This window comes from Streptomyces platensis (assembly GCF_008704855.1).
Lineage (GTDB): Bacteria > Actinomycetota > Actinomycetes > Streptomycetales > Streptomycetaceae > Streptomyces > Streptomyces platensis.
This window is the reverse complement of record NZ_CP023691.1, coordinates 6,699,061-6,717,926: the sequence shown is the minus strand read 5'-3', so window position 1 is coordinate 6,717,926 and position 18,866 is coordinate 6,699,061. Positions and strand designations below refer to the sequence as shown.

Below are 18,866 nucleotides of genomic sequence, written 5' to 3'. Positions count from 1 at the left end.
GCACAGCGCCGCGGGCCGTCCCTGAGGGGGCGGCCCGCGGTGCGGTGTCCGGGGACCTGGGCCGGCTGCGCCCGGCCGGACCCGCGCGTCCGGTTACGCCAGACCCGCGACCAGCTCGGCGACCGGCTTGCGCCGCCCCGTGTAGAACGGGATCTCCTCGCGGACGTGCATCCGCGCCTCGGAGCCGCGCAGATGACGCATCAGGTCGACGATGCGGTAGAGCTCATCGGCCTCGAAGGCCAGCACCCACTCGTAGTCGCCGAGCGAGAAGGACGGCACGGTGTTGGCGCGCACGTCCGGGAAGCCGCGGGCCATCTTGCCGTGGTCGGCCAGCATCCGGCGGCGGTCCTCGTCGGGGAGGAGGTACCACTCGTAGGAGCGCACGAAGGGGTAGACGCTCACATAGGCGCGCGGCTGCTCGTCGGCGAGGAAGGCCGGGATGTGCGACTTGTTGAACTCGGCGGGGCGGTGCAGCGCCATGTTCGACCACACCGGCTCCAGCGCACGGCCCAGACGGGTCCGGCGGAAGAGGTTGTACGCCTCCTGGAGGGCGTCCGAGCTCTCCGAGTGCCACCAGATCATCAGGTCCGCGTCGGCCCGCAGACCGGACACGTCGTAGGTGCCGCGCACCACCACGTCCTTGGCCGCGAGCTGCGCGAACAGCTCCTCGACCTCGTCGGCGTAGCCGCTGCGGTCCTCCGGGAGGACGTCGCGCAGCTTGAACACGGACCAGAGGGTGTAGCGGATGACCTCGTTGAGGTCCTTGGCCTTCTTGCCGGCGTGCGGCACCTTCTCGGGCGCCGCGGGGGTCTGCGGCGCGGAAGCGGGAGTGGAAGCGTCTGTCATGTGGTCCATTCTCACTCGGCGGGGACGGCGTCCGGCGTCAGGGTGCCGAGCAGCTCGTCCGCGGCGCGGCGCGCCGAGCCGATGCAGGCCGGGATGCCGACGCCGTCGTAGACCGCGCCGCACACCCGCAGCGCACCCGGCATCCGGGCGAGGGCCGCGCGGATCCCGGCGACCCGCTCCAGATGGCCGACGGCGTACTGGGGCAGTCCGCCCTCCCACCGGGTGACCGTGCTCGCCACCGGGCGGGCGGTCAGGCCGACCGCCGCGCCGAGGTCGGCGAGCGAGAGACCGACCAGTTCGGAGTCGTCGCGCTGGAGGTCGGCGGTGTCCTGGTACCTGCCGAGGGAGGTGCGCAGCACGAAGAGGTCGGGGTCGGCGGCGCCGATCCAGCCCCATTTGTGGCTGGCGAAGGTCGAGGCCTTGATGCGGTGGCCGTCGACGGGCGGTACGAGGAAGCCGCTGCCGCCGGGCACCCGGTCCAGGTCGGCGCGGCGGAAGGCCATGGTGACCAGCGCCATCGAGGCGTAGTCGACGGTGTCCAGCGCGGCGGCCGCGTCGGGGCACTCGGTGCGCAGCAGGCCCGCCGCGGCGCCCGCGGGCGTGGCCATGACGACCGCGTCGGCCGTGATCGTCCGGTCGCCCAGGCGGATGGACCAGCCGTCGCCCCCGGACCAGTGGAGGTCCTGGACGGGGGTCCCGAGGTGGATCTCGCCGCCGGCCCGGCGGACGGCCTCGGCGACGGCGGACGGCAGCGTCCCGATCCCGCCGTCGATGCCCATGAAGACCGGTGGGGTCCGGTCCGGCCCGCCCGGAGGTGCGGTGGCGGCGGCGCGCGCCTGGATGCCCCGTACGCCCTCGATCAGGGAGCGCTGCGAACGGGCGGCCTCGAAGAGCTGCGGGACGGCGGCGCGCATCGAGATGCGGTAGGCGTCGCCCGCGTAGACACCGCCGAGCAGCGGCTCGACGAGCCGGTCGACGACCTCCCGGCCGAGCCGGGCGGCCACATACGCGCCGACCGCGACATCCTCGCCGGCCTCGGTCCGCGCCAGCGTCTCGTCCTCGGCGATCCGCGCCATCCCCTCCGGCGAGATCACCCCGGAGGCGGCGAGCAGACCGAGATCGCCGGGGACGCCCATGACATGCCCCTTGGGCATCGGGCGCAGCGCACCGCGGGTCCACAGCGACGCGCTGGCCGTGGCGGGCGGCTGAAGACGGTCGCCGAGCCCGACCTCGCGCGCGAGGTCCACCGCCTCCGGGCGCCTGGCCAGCATCGATTCGGCGCCGAGATCGACCGGGACGCCCGCGATCGCACCGGCGCGCAGCTTCCCGCCGAGCCGGCCGGACGCCTCCAGGACGGTCACCCGGGCGCCGCCTTCGAGCAAACGGTGCGCGGCCGCCAGCCCGGAGATGCCTCCACCGATGACGACGGCATGACCGGGCTCGCGGCCCGTACGGGTGTGCGCTGCGCTCATGCCTCCACTCTCTCAGAGCCCACCGACACGACCGCGACCGGATCGCGATCCGCGGACGGCAACCCCGGTGGGCCGCGGCCCGTCGAAGGGCCAACAACGGCACGCCACTTCAAGGGGGACGTCATGCGGGAAGCGGTGCGGGCGACGACCGGCCGACGTCGTTCGGGGACGCGCTGTCGGCTGGCACGCCTTTCTGACGGCCGTGCGGTGGGTGCTGGTGGCGGTCGGCGCGGTGCTGCCCTTCGCGGTGGCCGCGGGCCTGGTGTACGCGCTGTGGCGGCTGGTCCGCGACCGGCTGCCTGGGACGCGGCGCCGGCGGCGGACGGCCGGCGGGCCCGCCCCGCAGCCGGCGGACGGGCGGCGGACGCGCCCGGAGCCGCCGCGCCGGCCGAGGGGTCCGGGACGGCGGCGGAAGGTGACCGGGAGCCCCGTTGACAGCGGGCGGCGACGGGCAAAGACTCGTGGTCGGCGGGCGATCTTCGTACCGCCGCACCGATGCCGAGCCGGGACAGCGAGGACAGCGCCTGATGACCGACCCACGCGTACGGGATGTCTACATCGTCGATGCCGTACGGACCCCCGGCGGCAAGTACGGCGGCGCGCTGGCCGGGGTACGGCCCGACGACCTCGCCGCCCATGTGCTCAAGGCCCTGGTGGACCGCACTCCGGACCTCGATCCGGCGCGGATCGACGACGTCTGCTTCGGCGATGCGAACGGCGCGGGCGAGGACAACCGCAATGTGGCGCGGATGGCGGTGCTGCTGGCCGGGCTGCCGGTGACCGTCCCCGGCGTGACCGTGAACCGGCTGTGCGGGTCGGGCCTGGAGGCGGTCATCCAGGCGGCCCGCGCCATCGCGCACGGCGATGCGCATATCGCGGTGGCGGGCGGTGTGGAGTCGATGAGCCGGGCGCCCTATGTGCTGCGCAAGCCCGAACGCGCCTACCCGGCGGGCCATCAGGAGATGTTCTCCTCGACGCTGGGCTGGCGGATGGTCAATCCGCGGATGCAGCCGGAGTGGACGGTCGCGCTGGGCGAGGGCGCCGAGCTGATCGCCGACCAGCACGGCATCACCCGCGAACAGCAGGACGTGTTCGCGCTGGCCAGCCACCAGAAGGCGGTGCGCGCCTGGCAGGAGGGTGCCTACGACGCCGAGGTAGTGCCGCTGCCGGATGTGGACCTGGTGCGCGACGAGGCGATCCGGGAGGCGTCCTCCCTGACGTCGCTGTCCAAGCTGAAGCCGGTGTTCCGTCCGGCCGGCGGCACGGTCACCGCCGGGAACTCCTCGCCGCTCAACGACGGTGCGGCCGCGCTGCTGCTGGTCGACGAGGAGGGGCTGCGGGCCACGGGGCGGGAGCCGCTGGCCCGTATCCGCGCGAGCGCGGTGACCGGCGTCGAGCCGCAGCTGTTCGGCCTGGGCCCGGTGGAGGCGGTACGGCGTGCGCTGGAGCGGTCCGGGCGCGGCTTCGACGACGTGGCCACCTTCGAGCTCAACGAGGCGTTCGCGGCCCAGGCGTTGGGCTGTATCGGGCAGTGGCCGGAGCTGGACCCCGCGGTGGTGAACCCGCGCGGCGGCGCGATCGCCATCGGCCACCCGCTGGGCGCGTCCGGCGCCCGTCTGGCGGGCTCGGTCGCCCACCAACTCGCCGCCCTGGGCTCGGGTACCGGGCTCGCCGCACTGTGCATCGGCGTGGGCCAGGGGCTCGCACTGGTCCTGGAGCGCTGAGCCTCCGCCCCGGCGGGCCGGACGACCGGTCCGCCGCGCGGCGCGGGCCCGGCCGGCCCCCGCGGACACCGAGCGGGCCGTAACGTAGCGAACCGGGCAGGCACCTCCAGGACACGGAGCCTGCGGCGCCCCACACGGCACCGCACTCACACGACGCAGCACCCACACCACAGAACACCACACGGCGAAGGGGCACCCGGCATGGCGACGGAGCGGCTGGTGGTCGTCGGGGGCGATGCGGCGGGGATGGCCGCGGCATCGCAGGCACGCCGGCTGCGCAAGCCCGACGAGCTGGCGATCACCGCCTTCGAGCGCGGCCACTTCACCTCGTACTCCGCCTGCGGCATCCCGTACTGGGTGGGCGGCGACGTCGACGGCCCGGACGCGCTGATCGCCCGTACGGCCGAGGAGCACCGCGCCCGGGACATCGATCTGCGGATGCGTACCGAGGTCACCGAACTCGACCTGGACCGCGGCCGGGTGCGTACCCGGGAGCTGGACAACGGCGGCCGGGAGTCATGGACCGGCTTCGACAAGCTGGTGCTGGCGACCGGCGCGCGGCCGCGCCGCCCCGGTCTGCCGGGGATCGACGCGCCGGGGGTGCACGGTGTGCAGACCCTCGACGACGGCCAGGCCCTGCTGGACACCCTCGACGCGTCGTCCGGCCGCCGGGCGGTCGTCGTGGGTGCGGGCTACATCGGCGTGGAGATGGCCGAGGCGCTGATCCGTCGCGGCTATGAGGTCACCGTCCTGGAGCAGAGCGCCCAGCCGATGTCCACCCTGGACCCGGACATGGGCGCGCTCGTCCATGAGGCGATGTGCGGGATGGGCATCGAGACGGTGTGCGGGACGACCGTCACGGGTGTGCTGACGGATACGGCCGGACGGGCCCGCGCGGTCACCACCGAGGACGGCGAGTACCCGGCGGATGTGGTCGTGCTGGGCCTGGGCGTCCGCCCCGAGACCACGCTCGCCGCCGCGGCCGGACTGCCGCTGGGCGAGTCCGGCGGGCTGCTCACCGATCTCGCGATGCGGGTCCGCGGCCAGGACCACATCTGGGCGGGCGGCGACTGTGTGGAGGTGCTGGACCTGGTCTCCGGGCGCACCCGCCATATCGCGCTGGGCACCCACGCCAACAAGCACGGGCAGGTCATCGGAGCCAATGTGGGCGGCGGCTATGCCACCTTCCCCGGTGTCGTCGGCACGGCCGTCAGCAAGGTCTGCGATCTGGAGATCGCCCGGACGGGGCTGCTGGAGCGGGAGGCGCTGGCCGCCGGACTGCGTTTCGTCACGGCGACCGTCGAGGCCACCAACCGCGCCGGCTACTACCCCGGCGCCCGCCCGATGCACGTCAAGATGCTCGCCGAGCGCCGGACGGGCCGGTTGCTGGGGGTGCAGATCGTCGGCCGCGAGGGCGCCGGCAAGCGGGTGGACATCGCGGCGGTCGCGCTCACGGCCGGTATGACGGTGGAGCGGATGACCGCCCTCGACCTCGGCTACGCCCCGCCGTTCTCCCCGGTCTGGGACCCCGTCCTGGTGGCGGCCCGCAAGGCGGCCGGAGCCGTACGGGCCGCCGGGGCCTGACGCCGCGGTACGGCGCCCGCCCGCCCCGGTTCAGTCGTCGTCCTCGCCGTACCCGTCCTCAGCGGCCTCGTCCCAGGTGTCACACCACTCCAGCCACTCCTCGGCGAGCGGCGCCAGGTTCCGGGGACAGGCCCAGGCGTCCGGCTCCCGCGCGCCCTCCGGGGCGGCGAAGCTCTCCGGGGCGCAGAGGTGGGCGAGGTGCTCACCGGCCTCGCCGGGCAGACCGGCCCCCGCTCCCGGGTGTGCGTCCCCGTGCGGGCACGTCTCCGGCAGCGCTGCGACGGCGCTCTCCAGAACGGGGCGAAGCTCGCGGTAGACGGACGGCGGCGGGTCCGGGTAGGCGAGGTCCAGGCTGTGACACACGGTCAGGAACAGCATGAGCCGCTCGTGGGCGGTGCCGGAGCCGCCCACGAAGCGGCGGGCAGCCCACAGCCCGAGGTCCTCGGTCCGCTCCTCGCCCCCGGCGGCACCGCGCAGCACTCCCGCCAGCCGCGCCGCGTCCCACGTCCCGTCGGGGCGCAGGCAGTCCGCGTCCAGGTACGCCGTCCGGCGCTCGCCGAAGAACCGGTCGCGGGCCGCGGTGAGATGGCCGAGGGTGTCGCGGGCGAGCGCCTCCAGATGGGCGCGGCAGGTCCAGGCGGCGGGCGGGGCGTCCTCGATGCCGTCCTCGTAGCTCCGCTGGAGCAGGGCACGGCCGCCCGGGGTGAGGAGGTGGTAGCCGGTGCCGGCGTCGGTGTCCGGGTCGCCGGAGAGCTCGGGGTGGACGCCGTCGCCGTGGGAACAGGTCGCGCCCGCCAGCTCCCGCAGGGCGTCTTCCAGCGTCCCGATCATGTCGTCGAGCACCCAGCGCGGCCTGATCGTCCCGGACGCGGCTGCCCAGCATCCGGCGCGGAGCAGGGCGAGGTGCCCGGCGAGGGCTCCCGTGGTGGGGTGCGCGGGGAGACCGGCACCGGCGGAGATCTCGTACGCGGGCTCGACGCCGCCGCGCGGATAGCCGTGCAGGACCGACGCGAGGTCCTCGATGCAGTCCTCGTGGTGCTGCGGAATGTGCTCGGGGATGCCCTGCGGGGAGCCGGGGGCGATGATCTCGGCGGCGATCCGCGCGAACACCGCGACGGCGTGCGGGCAGCGGTACTCCTCCTTGGTGCCCGGCTCCTGCCACGCCGGATCCGCCTCGGTCGGCGTGCCGTTGCCGAGGAGCACCACGTCCGGGGCGCTGCCGGCCAACTGGAGCTCGTCGAAATCGAGCTGCTCCAGGGCGCTTTCGTAGGGGTGGCTGCGGTGGTCGCAGGGCGGGCCGTCCAGGGCGCCGGCCGCCGTCCGCAGCACCTCCGCGACCTGCCCGGCCGTCGTGTCATCCGCCCTCGTGGCGAGGTAGCGGGTCATCGAGAGCAACCCGTAGACCCACTCGGCGGCGTGCTCGCCGCCCGGGTCGGCGGCGAGCCGGCGCGCACAGTCGAGGACGACCGGATCGGCCGTCCCGGCCGTGGAGCGGTGGTCGACCAGCTGCCAGGCGGCGGCGAGGTCGGCTGTCGGGGCGTCGGCGGAGGCATGCATGATCTTGACGACGCCTTGGCGGCGGGAGTGGTTCCGCTAAGGGGTGTCTTCTCGATCAGTCCGGCCTGATCGGGAAGACGCCCCTAGCGCGCCGTCTGCGTGTGGACGTACTCGACCAGGCGGGTCAGCGCGTCCGGGTCGGTGGTCGGCAGGACGCCGTGGCCGAGGTTGAAGATGTGGCCCTCAAGGCCGGCGGCGGCGTCGAGGACCTCACGGGCCTTGGTTTCGACGGCCTCGCGGGGGGCGAAGAGCACGGCCGGGTCGATGTTGCCCTGGAGCGCCTTGCCGGGGCCGACGCGGCGGGCCGCCTCGTCCAGCGGGACCCGCCAGTCGACGCCGACGACGTCCGCGCCCGCCTCGCCCAGCAGGCCGAGGAGTTCACCGGTGCCGACACCGAAGTGGATCCGCGGCACGCCCAGGCCCTCGACGGCCCGGAAGACCTTGGCGGAGGCCGGCATCACGGAGCGGCGGTAGTCGGCCGGCGAGAGCGCGCCGACCCAGGAGTCGAAGAGCTGCACCGCGCTCGCCCCGGCCGCGATCTGGACCTGGAGGAAGGTGGCGGTGATGTCGGCGAGCCGGTCCAGGAGGTCGGCCCACAGCTGCGGGTCGCCGTACATGAGGGCCTTGGTGCGCTCGTGATTGCGCGACGGGCCGCCCTCGACGAGGTAGCTGGCGAGCGTGAAGGGCGCACCGGCGAAGCCGATCAGCGGGGTGCCGCCCAGCTCGCGGACGAGCATGCCGATGGCCTCGGTGACGTACGGGACGTCGCCGGCTTCCAGGGGGCGCAGCTGCTCAAGGTCGGCGCGGGTGCGGATCGGGTTCTCGACGACCGGGCCGATGCCGGGCTTGATGTCGAGGTCGATGCCGATGGCCTTGAGGGGGACGACGATGTCGCTGAAGTAGATGGCGGCGTCGACGTTGTGGCGGCGCACGGGCTGAAGGGTGATCTCGGTGACCAGCTCGGGCCGCATGCACGAGTCGAGCATCGCGATGCCCTCGCGGACCTTGCGGTATTCGGGGAGTGAGCGCCCCGCCTGGCGCATGAACCACACCGGGGTGTGCGGCACCGGCTCCCGTCGGCATGCCTTGAGGAAAGCCGAGTGTTCCGTACCGGTCTGCTGCTGGCCCGCGGGGCTGAGGTTGGCGCTCACGCCCCAAATCTTCGCACGACGGCGTGCCCGCCGATCGGGGCAGGTGGCCGATATCTCCGCATGCGCCCGGGGGCGCCTCCGAATGGGCGACGCGCGCACCGGGTGTCCTCCCCGTATGCGGGCCCGGTTCCGCCTAATCTTCCGGGCATGGCTGCGGCTCACGAACACCTCGCGGACAGCGCGGACGAGGCCCCGATCCCCTTCCGTCAGGCGGTCGAGGCGCTCCGCGCGGCACGGCTGCGGCCGGAGATCGAGATCGATCCGACACCCGCACCGAAACGGCTCGCCCCGTTCGCGTACGCGCTGGAGGCGGCGGTCGTCGAGCGCGGCGCGGGTCCGGACGGCGAGGACCGGGATCTGGCGGACGGCCGGCTGGTGGTGCTGCACAACCCGGCCGGGGACGAGACCTGGCACGGCACGTTCCGGGTGGTGACGCTGGCGCGGGCGGAGCTGGAGCCGGAGATGGGCGCTGATCCGCTGCTGCCGGAGGTGTCCTGGTCGTGGCTCACGGGGGCGCTGGACGCGCGCGGGGTGCACTACGGCGCACCGAGCGGGACGGTCACCCGGGCCGGCTCGTACTACTTCGGCGGGCTCGCGGCGCGTGAGCCCGCGACCCAGATCGAGATCCGGGCGTCCTGGACGCCGGCCGAGGGTCCCGGCGGGGTGCCGGATCTGGCGGCGCATCTGTCGGCGTGGTGCGATCTGCTGTGCCAGGTCGCGGGCCTGCCGCCGGCCCCGCTCGATATGACGACGCGCGGCGGGATCGTCCCGCTGCCGCAGCGCCGCGGCGCCCAGCCCCGCTGAATTCCACGCTCCCCGGACCGGGCCGGCGGTGTTCGCACACCGCCGGCCCGGTTCTCGTTCCGGCGCCCGCCCGCCCCGCCGCCTCCCCCTGGCGAGTTCCGGTGACGAGGCCCGGTGATGACGTCCGGGCGGCATCGCGTACGGCTTTGATCATCTCGGTGCGCACCGGGTGCTCACCCTGATCGATCATGCATCCGATTTGCCCGAATTGCCCCTAACTAAATCGTGATCAAAGTCTAAAGTCCCGCCGGATTGCTGCCGAAGAGGTCAGTGACCCTTCAAACACGGATCATTCCGGCTCCCCCAAGCCGGGCGTCCGTCCCCCGCCACTCCCCCCAGGAGGCCCGGTGTCTGTTCTTCTCGAGCAACCTTCGAGCCTGGTCGCCTACCGCCCGAACAAGCCGACGGCCATGGTCGTCGTGGCCGACCCTCGCGTGCGCTCCACCGTCACCCGCCACCTGTGGGCTCTCGGAGTGCGCGACGTGATCGAGGCGTCGTCGATCGCGGAGGCTCGTCCCCGCGTCGGCAATCCGCGCGACATCTGCGTTGCCGACGTCCACCTGCCCGACGGCTCCGGCCTCACGCTGCTGTCCGAGACCCGGGCGGCGGGGTGGCCCAACGGCCTCGCGCTGTCCGCGGCCGACGACATCGGGGCCGTACGCAACGCCCTGGCCGGCGGCGTCAAGGGCTATGTCGTCACCGGCACCCGTACCAACCTGGGCCTCCCCGGACGCCCCGGCGCCTCGCCGATCGGCGCCAACGCGGCCCGTATGCAGCGCCGTCCCCCGGGCGCCCCCGGCCACCCGGGCGGCTACCGGGAGCTGTCGGGGCGTGAGGTCGAGGTGTTGCGGCTGGTGGCGGAGGGCCAGTCCAACAAGGCCATCGGCGTTTCGATGGGGCTGTCGGCGCTGACCGTCAAGAGCCATCTCGCCCGTATTGCCCGCAAGCTCGGCACCGGCGACCGGGCCGGAATGGTGGCCGTCGCCTTGCGTACCGGCATCATTCACTGACCGTCCACACGACCGGCTCGCCCGTCGAGGGAACGTTCCCTCGACGGGCGACGTGCATACACAGATACCCTTGACTGGTGACCGACGCCCAAAAGACCGCAGCAGACACGACACTGCGAGCAACCGGAGACTCGCCTCCGGACCCCCGACCGGCGCCGGTCCCTCTCCTGGAGCCCCGCGAGGGCATCCCCCCGGTGACCGCCACGGACGAGGCACTCGCCGAGGTCGTGGCCGCCTTCGCGGCCGGTACGGGCCCGGTGGCCGTCGACGCCGAGCGGGCCTCCGGCTACCGCTACGGCCAGCGCGCCTACCTCGTACAGCTGCGCCGCCAGGGCGCCGGCAGTGTGCTGGTCGACCCGGTCGGCTGCCCCGACCTGTCGGCGCTGGGGGAGGCGATCGGCGACGCCGAGTGGGTGCTGCACGCCGCCACCCAGGACCTGCCGTGTCTGCGTGACATAGGGATGGTTCCCACCCGGCTGTTCGACACCGAGCTGGCCGGACGGCTGGCCGGCTTCGCCCGGGTCGGCCTGGGCGCCATGGTCGAGAACGTCCTCGGCTTCGCCCTGGAGAAGGGCCACTCCGCCGTCGACTGGTCCACCCGGCCGCTGCCCGAGCCCTGGCTGCGCTATGCCGCGCTCGATGTCGAGCTGCTGGTGGATCTGCGGGACGCGCTGGAGGAGGAGCTGACGCAGCAGGGGAAGCTGGAGTGGGCCCGGCAGGAGTTCGCGGCGATCGCCGCCGCTCCCCCGCCGCCGCCCCGCAAGGATCCCTGGCGCCGTACGTCCGGCATGCACAAGGTCCGCCGGCGCCGCCAGATGGCGGTCGTACGGGAGCTGTGGACGGCCCGTGACCAGGTCGCCCAGCGGCGCGACGTCTCGCCCGGGAAGGTGCTCGGGGACGCCGCGATCGTGGAGGCGGCGCTGAGCCTGCCGCCGAACAGTCACGCGCTCGCGGGGCTGCCCGGCTTCGGACACCGCATGGGCCGCCGGCAGCTGGAGCAGTGGCAGGCCGCCGTGGACCGCGCCCGGGCGCTGCCCGAGAGCGAGCTGCCGCAGCCCGGCCAGCCGCTCAACGGCCCGCCGCCGCCCCGCGCGTGGGCCGACAAGGACCCGGTCGCCGCGGCCCGGCTGTCGGCCGCCCGTGCGGCGGTCACCGCGCTCGCCGAGGAGCTGAATCTCCCGCAGGAGAACTTGATCACACCGGACACGGTGCGCCGGCTGTGCTGGGAGCCGCCGGCCGAGCCGACCCGGGAAGCGGTCGCCGAGGTGCTGTCCGGCCACGGCGCGCGCGCCTGGCAGATCGAGCAGGTCGCGCCGATCCTCACCGAGGCACTGCTGACGGACGCCGGCTGACGCGGCTGCCCCGGGCGGCGAAGCACTCGGCCCGGGGCAGGTGGGGACGGTCGCTCAGTCCTGATCGACGTGCATCCACAGGACCTTGCGGTTGGTCGCGTCGATCTCGTACGTGGTCTCGTTCCAGTCGTCGGTGGTCACCACGCCCACCGTCCACGCCACGGTGTCGTTGCCGTGGTCGGCGTCGCCGAGCTCGATGGTGGTGACGGTGCCCTTCGTCTTCTCGGTGGCCGTCTGCGCGGCCTGCTGGGCCGTGACGGTGGCCTTGCCCAGCCGGGCGGCCAGCTCCTGTTTGTCGTCGGGGTCGTCCGACTGGGGTTGCGGCTTCTGAGCCTTGCCGGAGACCGCGTCGACGCGCACCGCGTATGCCGTCCCGTCGGTCGTCGCCACCACGGTGTCCCAATAGGGGCTGCTGGGCGTCCCCTTGAGCTCCGCGGCGATCGCCTCCGAGGACGGGACGGCCGCGATCGCGGCCTTCAGCGCCTGCCCGTAGTCCACCTTGGCCGTGGGAACCAGGGCCTTGCGCTGGGCCTGGTCCGCGTTGAGCGAGGCGGCGGTGGCGGGCACCGCCCGCGAGGGGGCCGCGCTCTTCTGGGGACTTGCCGTGTCGCTGCCGCTGCTGCCGCAGCCCGACAGCAGCGCGCCCGCGGCGGCGACGGCACAGACCAGTCCGATCGTGCGCGGGCCCGCCGGACGCCCGCGCCGGATCACGACACCACTCCTCTTCATATCCATATGGGCACTTTAGGTGTGTGATGGGGTGAATTGCCCCAAGACTCGACAGCATTCAGCCCATTTCGATCACCGGTTTCCGCCGGTTGCGGCGCGGCCGCCCGGCAGCCGGGGCGTCCGTCGGGTGTGACCTTCAACGCTCCGGGCGGTGGGGGTGTGCAGCTTGGTTACCCGTAAGTAGCATGTCGGTGTGAAGCGCCCCGCGGGGCGCCCCGCAGCAGCAGTGCCATCCCGCACCTGGAGGAGAGCCAACGTGCCTCGTACCGCTAGGGACGTCGTCTTCGTCGACGGCGTCCGCACCCCGTTCGGCAAGGCGGGCCCGAAGGGCATCTACCACGAGACCCGCGCCGACGATCTCGTCGTGAAGGCCATCCGGGAGCTGCTGCGCCGCAACCCGGCCCTGGACCCCGCGAAGATCGACGAGGTCGCCATCGCCGCGACCACCCAGATCGGTGACCAGGGTCTGACCATCGGCCGCACGGCCGGCATCCTGGCGGGCCTCCCGCAGTCCGTGCCCGGCTACTCCATCGACCGCATGTGCGCCGGCGCGCTGACCGCCGTCACGGCGACCGCCGGCTCCATCGCCTTCGGTGCGTACGACGCCGTCATCGCCGGTGGTGTCGAGCACATGGGCCGCCACCCCATGGGTGAGGGCGTCGACCCGAACCCGCGGTTCGTGAGCGAGAAGCTCGTCGACCAGTCGGCCCTGTTCATGGGCATGACGGCGGAGAACCTCCACGACCGCTATCCGCACATCACCAAGCAGCGCGCCGACGAGTACGCCGTGCGCTCGCAGGAGAAGGCGGCGAAGGCGTACGCGAACGGGAAGATCCAGCAGGACCTGGTCCCGATCTCGGTGCGCAACACCAACGCGGAGGTCGGCGAGACGGGCTGGGGCCTGGTCACCGCCGACGAGCCGATGCGTCCGGGGACGACCCTGGAGAACCTCGCGGGCCTGAAGACGCCGTTCCGTACGCACGGCCGCGTCACCGCGGGTAACGCCGCCGGTCTCAACGACGGCGCCACCGCCTCGGTCATCGCCTCCGAGGACTTCGCCCGGGAGCACAACCTCCCGGTCAAGATGCGCCTGGTCTCCTACGCCTTCGTCGGTGTCGAGCCCGAGGTCATGGGCTACGGCCCGATCCCGGCCACCGAGAAGGCGCTCGCGAAGGCGGGCCTGGGCATCGAGGACATCAACCTCTTCGAGATCAACGAGGCGTTCGCCGTGCAGGTGCTCGCCTTCCTCGACCACTACGGCATCGCCGACGACGACGCGCGCGTCAACCAGTACGGCGGCGCCATCGCCTTCGGCCACCCGCTGGCCTCCTCCGGTGTGCGGCTGATGACGCAGCTGGCCCGCCAGTTCGAGGAGCAGCCGGAGGTCCGCTACGGCCTGACCACCATGTGCGTCGGCTTCGGCATGGGCGCGACGGTCATCTGGGAGAACCCGCACCACAAGGACGCCGGAGGCGACAAGTGAGCACCACCACCACCGCCGAGCTCCTCAAGGGCGCGGCCGAGCTGTTCCCCGACGAGGTCGTGACGTCGGCGCACGTACGCCACCTCGATCTCCCCTACGGCGCGGGCAAGTTCGCGCTGATCACGCTCGACAACGGCTTCGACCACACCAAGCCGACCACCTTCGGTCCGGGCTCGCTGGCGAACCTCAACGCCGCGATCGACCAGGTCGAGAAGGAGGCCGCGGACGGCGACATCGTCGGCGTCGGCGTCACCGGCAAGCCGTTCATCTTCGCCGTCGGCGCCGACCTCAAGGGCGTCGAGCTGCTGAAGAAGCACGAGGACGCGCTGGCCATCGGCAAGGGCGGCCACGAGGTCTTCAAGCGGCTGTCGAAGCTGGCCGTGCCGACCTTCGCGTACTACAACGGTGCCGCGATGGGCGGTGGCGTCGAGGTCGGTCTGCACTGCTCCTACCGCACCGTCTCCAAGGCCCTCCCGGCCTTCTCGCTGCCCGAGGTCTTCCTCGGTCTCGTCCCGGGCTGGGGCGGCTGTGCGCTGCTGCCGAACCTCATCGGCGCGGACAAGGCCGTCTCGGTCATCATCGAGAACTCGCTCAACCAGAACAAGCAGCTCAAGGGCCAGCAGGTCTTCGACCTCGGCATCGCGGACGCGATCTTCGAGGGCGCGGACTTCCTGGAGCAGTCGCTGATCTGGACCGCGAACGTCCTCAAGGGCGAGGTGACGGTCGAGCGCCCCGAGATCGACCGCGGTGAGGGCTGGGACCAGGCCGTCGCCAAGGGCAAGTTCATCGCCGACGGCAAGGTGCACGGCGCCGCCCCGGCCGCCTACCGCGCGCTGGACATCATCGCGGCTGCCAAGGACGGCGACCTCCAGGCCGGTTTCGACGCCGAGGACCAGGCCCTGGCGGACCTGATCATGGGCGGCGAACTCCGCGCCGGGATCTACTCGTTCAACCTGGTGCAGAAGCGCGCCAAGCGTCCCGCCGGTGCGCCGGACAAGAACCTGGCGCGCCCGGTCAGCAAGGTCGGTGTCGTCGGCGCCGGTCTGATGGCCTCGCAGCTGGCCCTGCTGTTCCTGCGCCGCCTCGAGGTGCCGGTCGTGCTGACCGACATCGACCAGGAGCGCGTCGACAAGGGTGTGGGCTACGTCCACGCCGAGATCGACAAGCTGCTCGGCAAGGGCCGCATCAACCAGGACAAGGCCAACCGCCTCAAGGCCCTGGTCTCCGGTGTCCTGGACAAGGCCGAGGGCTTCTCCGACGCCGACTTCATCATCGAGGCGGTCTTCGAGGAGATCGGCGTCAAGCAGACGGTGTTCGCGGAGGTGGAGGCCGTCGCCCCGGCGCACGCGATCCTCGCCACCAACACCTCCTCGCTGTCGGTCACCGAGATGGCGTCGAAGCTGAAGCACCCCGAGCGGGTCGTCGGCTTCCACTTCTTCAACCCGGTCGCGATCCTGCCGCTGCTGGAGATCGTCCGCGGTGAGAAGACCGATGACGCCTCGCTGGCCACGGCGTTCGGTGTCGCCAAGAAGCTGAAGAAGACCGCGGTCCTGGTGAAGGACGCCCCGGCGTTCGTCGTCAACCGCATCCTGACCCGCTTCATGGGCGAGATCCAGAACGTCATCGACGAGGGCACCCCGGTCGAGACCGCCGAGAAGGCCATCGAGCCGCTCGGTCTGCCGATGTCGCCGCTGGTGCTGCTGGAGCTGGTCGGCCCGGCGATCGGTCTGCACGTCTCCGAGACGCTCAACCGCGCCTTCCCGGACCGCTTCACGGTCTCCCCGAACCTCAAGGCCGTCGTGGAGGCCGGCAAGCGCGGCTTCTACGTCTACGACTCCGGCAAGCCGGAGCTGGACCCCGAGGTCGCCGCGCTGCTCAAGCAGGGCGACTCGGTGCTGACGGAGCAGCAGGTCCGCGACCGCGTCCTGGACGCCGTCGCGCAGGAGATCAGCCTGATGCTGGACGAGGGCGTGGTGGCCGAGGCGCAGGACATCGACCTGTGCCTGATCACCGGCGCCGGCTGGCCCTTCCACCTGGGCGGCATCACGCCGTACCTGGACCGCGCGGGCGTCTCCGAGCGGGTGCGGGGCAAGAAGTTCCTGGCCCCGGGCATCGCGAGCGTGCCCGCCTAAGGGTGCACAGCTGACAGCGAAGGCGCGGGCCGGCTCGGCGGAGCCGGCCCGCGCTTTCCTGTGCCCGGGCCCGGTGGCGGCCCGGCATGGGAGGGTGGCGCCATGGATTCCTTGGTCATTGTCGATGCCGCGAATGTCGTCGGCTCGGTGCCCGACGGCTGGTGGCGGGACCGGCACGGCGCGGCGGAGCGGCTGCGCGACGCGCTGCCCGGCTACGCGACCGAAGGGCTGCCGGGGCTGGTGCCGCCGCCCCTGGAGCTGGTCCTGGTGGTCGAGGGCGCGGCGCGCGGCGTGGAGTCCGTCGAGGGTGTCCGAGTGGTAGCGGCCACCGGCAGCGGCGACGACCGGATCGTGCAACTGGTCGCGGACGAGGCCGCCGACCGCGACTGCCTGGTGGTCACCGCCGACCGCGAACTACGCGACCGGGTCCAGGCACTGGGCGCCCGGGTAACGGGCCCACGAGCGGTGTGGGGGCGGGGGCGCGGCGCGAGCCCGGCCTGATCCGAACGACACTCCCTTCAGGCCGACGAGGACACCGTCCGGGATGTGATCCACCGCTTCAACGAGATCGGCCTGGCCTGCCTGGACCCTCGGTGGGCGGGAGGCCGTCCCCGCCTACTCAGACGGCGCACCGATCTACGTGATCACAGACAACCTGTCCGCCGACAAGGGCACCGACATCCGCTGCTGGGGGGCGGACGCCCCCTCAACACCGCAGCCTGATCAACCGCGAACCGCAGCCCCGGAGCGCCGAACGGGGCAAGTTCAGGAGAAAGACGGCGCCGGAGAAGGATGACTTAGGAGTCGGACGGCTCGATCTCCCCCGCGAAGACGATGACCTGGTCGATGAGGCTCCGCCGCAGATGGACGACGTCCGTTCCCGCCAGGCGGGGGCCTCCATCCGGCGTGGTGAAGACCCACTGGTACCGGGCCCACTCGCCAGGCATGTCTACCGCTGAGCAGCGCACCATCGTACCGGTCCCTGCCGGGTGGCGCCTGATGTCCAGCACAAACCGCTCGACCGCCTCGATCCCGTCGCTGCGACCCAATGGCCCCCAGAAGACCACGTCTGAGGTCAGGGCCTGGGAGAGCAGGGCAGTCACATAGCTGTCGTCCGAGGCGTTGAACGCGGAGATGAACGTGTCGATTGCGGAGCGCGCGGTCTCTTCCTGCATGCCCCAGTAATACCAGGCGTTTCGCGGGCGCTCGTCCCGTGAGCCGCCTTCCGATCACAGTGAACCATCCCGGTCACAGCACTAGGTGGCCAACCAGGTCAAGGTGCTCGACTCACCCACTCGCCGCACCACCCGGCCGAGCTCGTCTCCGGCAGGTGAGGCCGCCCGGCCCCGTAGGCCACGGCGGGCGCGGCATACGGGGCCGGGCGGAGGGACCAGGAGGGTGCGGCCGTCACTCCTTGGCGGGTTGGCGGTTGCGGAGGCCGAGGCGGCTGTGTGAGCGCCCGTACAGGAAGTAGATGACGAAGCCGAGCACCATCCAGATGGCGAACCGGACCCAGGTCTCGGCGGGCAGATTGAGCATCAGCCACACCGAGGCGGCCACCGAGAGCACCGGCACCAGCGGCACCAGCGGGGTGCGGAAGGAGCGGGGCAGATCGGGCCGGGAGCGGCGGAGCAGGATGACGCCGACGGCGACCACGACGAAGGCGAACAGGGTGCCGATATTGACCAGTTCGGCGAGTTCGTCGATCGAGGTGAAGCCTGCGACGACGGCGACGACGGCGCCCAGCGCGATGGTCGAGCGGTAGGGCGTGCCGAACCGCGGGTGGGACCGCGAGAAGGCCCGCGGCAGCAGCCCGTCCCGGCTCATCGCGAAGAACACCCGGCTCTGGCCGAGCAGCAGAATCATGCTGACGGAGGTCAGGCCGACGGCGGCACCGAAGCTGATCACGCCCGCGAAGAAGGGGTGTCCGAGGTCCTTGAAGGCATCGGCGAGCGGGGCGTCGGTGGAGAGCTTGCTGTACTTCTGCATCCCGGTCACGACGATCGACACGGCCACGTAGAGGAGCGTGCAGATGGCCAGTGAGCCGAGGATGCCGCGCGGCACATCGCGCTGCGGATTGCGGGTCTCCTCGGCGGCGGTGGCCACGATGTCGAAGCCGATGAAGGCGAAGAAGACCACGGCCGCCGCGGCGAAGATGCCCATCGTCCCGAAGGTGGCCGGGGCGAGGCCGAACATCAGCTGGGAGAGCGGGGCGCCCAGTCCGCTGCTGGCTTCACCGGTCTCGCTGGGCGGGATGAACGGTGTGTAGTTGGCGCCGTTGATGAAGAAGGCACCGGCGACGATGACCAGCAGGACGACGGTGACCTTGATCCCGACGACCACCGCCGTCACCCGCGAGGACAGCTTCATCCCGAACACCAGAATGGCGGTCAGCAGCAGCACGAGGAGGAAGGCGAGCAGATCGAAGCCGAACCGCCCCTCATGGGTACCGGACAGCGCGGCGGGCAGATGCAGCCCGGCGGAGTCCAGCAGGGAGCGCACATAGCCGGACCAGCCGACCGCGACCACCGCACAGCCCAGGGCGAGTTCCAGGATCAGGTCCCAGCCGATGATCCAGGCGGGCAGCTCCCCCAGTGAGGCGTACGAGAAGGTGTAGGCCGATCCGGCGACCGGCACGGTGGAGGCGAACTCCGCGTAACACAGCGCCGCCAGCGCGCAGACCACGCCCGCGACGACGAAGGACAGCGCGACGGCGGGCCCGGCCTGTTCCTTGGCGATTTTTCCGGTGAGGACGAAAATGCCGGTGCCGATGACGACACCGACACCGAAGACGGTCAGATCGAGCGCCGACAGGGACTTCTTGAGCGCGTGCTCCGGCTCCTCGGTATCCCGGATCGACTGTTCTACAGTCTTCGTCCGGAACAGACCGCGATTGCGGCGTGAATCGTGTGGTGTGCCGTGCTGTGTGCTCATGGGCGAACCTCCGCCTGGACGACCCTCGCAACTCTCCTGAACTGACCGAGTCTCCGCAATGTCGGGAAACAGTCAGCTTCGGCGGGCC

Annotated in this window: 15 protein-coding genes and 1 pseudogene; 9 read left to right on the top strand and 7 right to left on the bottom strand. The window is 72.2% G+C overall.

The window, feature by feature from the left end:
- Positions 1–93: 93 nt before the first annotated feature.
- Together hemQ and hemG are read right to left on the bottom strand one after the other, a co-directional pair.
- Positions 94–855: a hydrogen peroxide-dependent heme synthase gene (hemQ, locus tag CP981_RS29705; protein ID WP_370682770.1), complete on the bottom strand. Its 762-nt coding sequence runs from the start codon at positions 853–855 to the stop codon at positions 94–96.
- A 2-nt stretch (positions 856–857) separates the two neighbouring features.
- On the bottom strand, positions 858–2,318 hold the full coding sequence (gene hemG, locus CP981_RS29700; RefSeq protein WP_085927689.1) for a protoporphyrinogen oxidase: 1,461 nt from the start codon (positions 2,316–2,318) through the stop codon (positions 858–860).
- Between the two features lie 527 nt (positions 2,319–2,845).
- On the opposite strand from hemG, the gene CP981_RS29695 reads away from it, so the two are divergent.
- Complete coding sequence (locus tag CP981_RS29695) at positions 2,846–4,042, top strand: thiolase family protein (protein ID WP_085927690.1); 1,197 nt, start codon at positions 2,846–2,848, stop codon at positions 4,040–4,042.
- A 201-nt stretch (positions 4,043–4,243) separates the two neighbouring features.
- Positions 4,244–5,626: an FAD-dependent oxidoreductase gene (locus tag CP981_RS29690; RefSeq protein ID WP_085927691.1), complete on the top strand. Its 1,383-nt coding sequence runs from the start codon at positions 4,244–4,246 to the stop codon at positions 5,624–5,626.
- Between the two features lie 30 nt (positions 5,627–5,656).
- Here CP981_RS29690 and CP981_RS29685 read toward each other — a convergent pair whose 3' ends face one another.
- The gene (locus CP981_RS29685) at positions 5,657–7,183 is read right to left on the bottom strand and encodes a hypothetical protein (RefSeq protein WP_085927692.1); all 1,527 of its coding nucleotides are present in this window, start codon (positions 7,181–7,183) and stop codon (positions 5,657–5,659) included.
- An 83-nt stretch (positions 7,184–7,266) separates the two neighbouring features.
- The gene (gene hemE, locus CP981_RS29680; RefSeq protein ID WP_085927693.1) at positions 7,267–8,334 is read right to left on the bottom strand and encodes a uroporphyrinogen decarboxylase; all 1,068 of its coding nucleotides are present in this window, start codon (positions 8,332–8,334) and stop codon (positions 7,267–7,269) included.
- A gap of 147 nt (positions 8,335–8,481) precedes the next feature.
- On the opposite strand from hemE, the gene CP981_RS29675 reads away from it, so the two are divergent.
- The 3 genes from CP981_RS29675 (at position 8,482) to CP981_RS29665 (ending at position 11,500) form a co-directional block, all read left to right on the top strand.
- Positions 8,482–9,138 (top strand): DUF3000 domain-containing protein, encoded by a 657-nt coding sequence (locus CP981_RS29675; protein WP_085927694.1) that lies wholly within the window; start codon positions 8,482–8,484, stop codon positions 9,136–9,138.
- 347 nt (positions 9,139–9,485) lie between these two features.
- Positions 9,486–10,148: a response regulator transcription factor gene (locus tag CP981_RS29670; protein WP_018088879.1), complete on the top strand. Its 663-nt coding sequence runs from the start codon at positions 9,486–9,488 to the stop codon at positions 10,146–10,148.
- A 77-nt stretch (positions 10,149–10,225) separates the two neighbouring features.
- Positions 10,226–11,500: an HRDC domain-containing protein gene (locus CP981_RS29665; RefSeq protein ID WP_085927695.1), complete on the top strand. Its 1,275-nt coding sequence runs from the start codon at positions 10,226–10,228 to the stop codon at positions 11,498–11,500.
- 54 nt (positions 11,501–11,554) lie between these two features.
- Here the strand turns inward: CP981_RS29665 and CP981_RS29660 are convergent, their stop codons facing one another.
- Positions 11,555–12,235, bottom strand: coding sequence for a PepSY domain-containing protein (locus CP981_RS29660; protein WP_244329837.1), 681 nt, complete (start codon positions 12,233–12,235; stop codon positions 11,555–11,557).
- Between the two features lie 250 nt (positions 12,236–12,485).
- Here CP981_RS29660 and CP981_RS29655 point away from each other — a divergent pair, with 250 nt between their 5' ends.
- The 4 genes and pseudogenes from CP981_RS29655 to CP981_RS29640 all read left to right on the top strand — a co-directional run.
- On the top strand, positions 12,486–13,712 hold the full coding sequence (locus tag CP981_RS29655) for a thiolase family protein (RefSeq protein WP_085927697.1): 1,227 nt from the start codon (positions 12,486–12,488) through the stop codon (positions 13,710–13,712).
- A complete protein-coding gene (locus tag CP981_RS29650; protein ID WP_085927698.1) occupies positions 13,709–15,844 on the top strand; it encodes a 3-hydroxyacyl-CoA dehydrogenase NAD-binding domain-containing protein in 2,136 nt (711 codons plus the stop codon). Before CP981_RS29655 ends, CP981_RS29650 begins: the two co-directional genes overlap by 4 nt.
- A 102-nt stretch (positions 15,845–15,946) precedes the next feature.
- Entirely contained in the window at positions 15,947–16,345 is a 399-nt protein-coding gene (locus CP981_RS29645) for an NYN domain-containing protein (protein WP_085927699.1), read from the top strand.
- Between the two features lie 15 nt (positions 16,346–16,360).
- Positions 16,361–16,465, top strand: a pseudogene (locus CP981_RS29640) (helix-turn-helix domain-containing protein); the annotation flags it as partial.
- 176 nt (positions 16,466–16,641) lie between these two features.
- Here CP981_RS29640 and CP981_RS29635 read toward each other — a convergent pair.
- Positions 16,642–17,019 (bottom strand): nuclear transport factor 2 family protein, encoded by a 378-nt coding sequence (locus tag CP981_RS29635; RefSeq protein WP_085927700.1) that lies wholly within the window; start codon positions 17,017–17,019, stop codon positions 16,642–16,644.
- A gap of 232 nt (positions 17,020–17,251) precedes the next feature.
- Complete coding sequence (locus tag CP981_RS29630; RefSeq protein ID WP_085927701.1) at positions 17,252–18,778, bottom strand: amino acid permease; 1,527 nt, start codon at positions 18,776–18,778, stop codon at positions 17,252–17,254.
- Between the last annotated feature and the right edge of the window lie 88 nt (positions 18,779–18,866).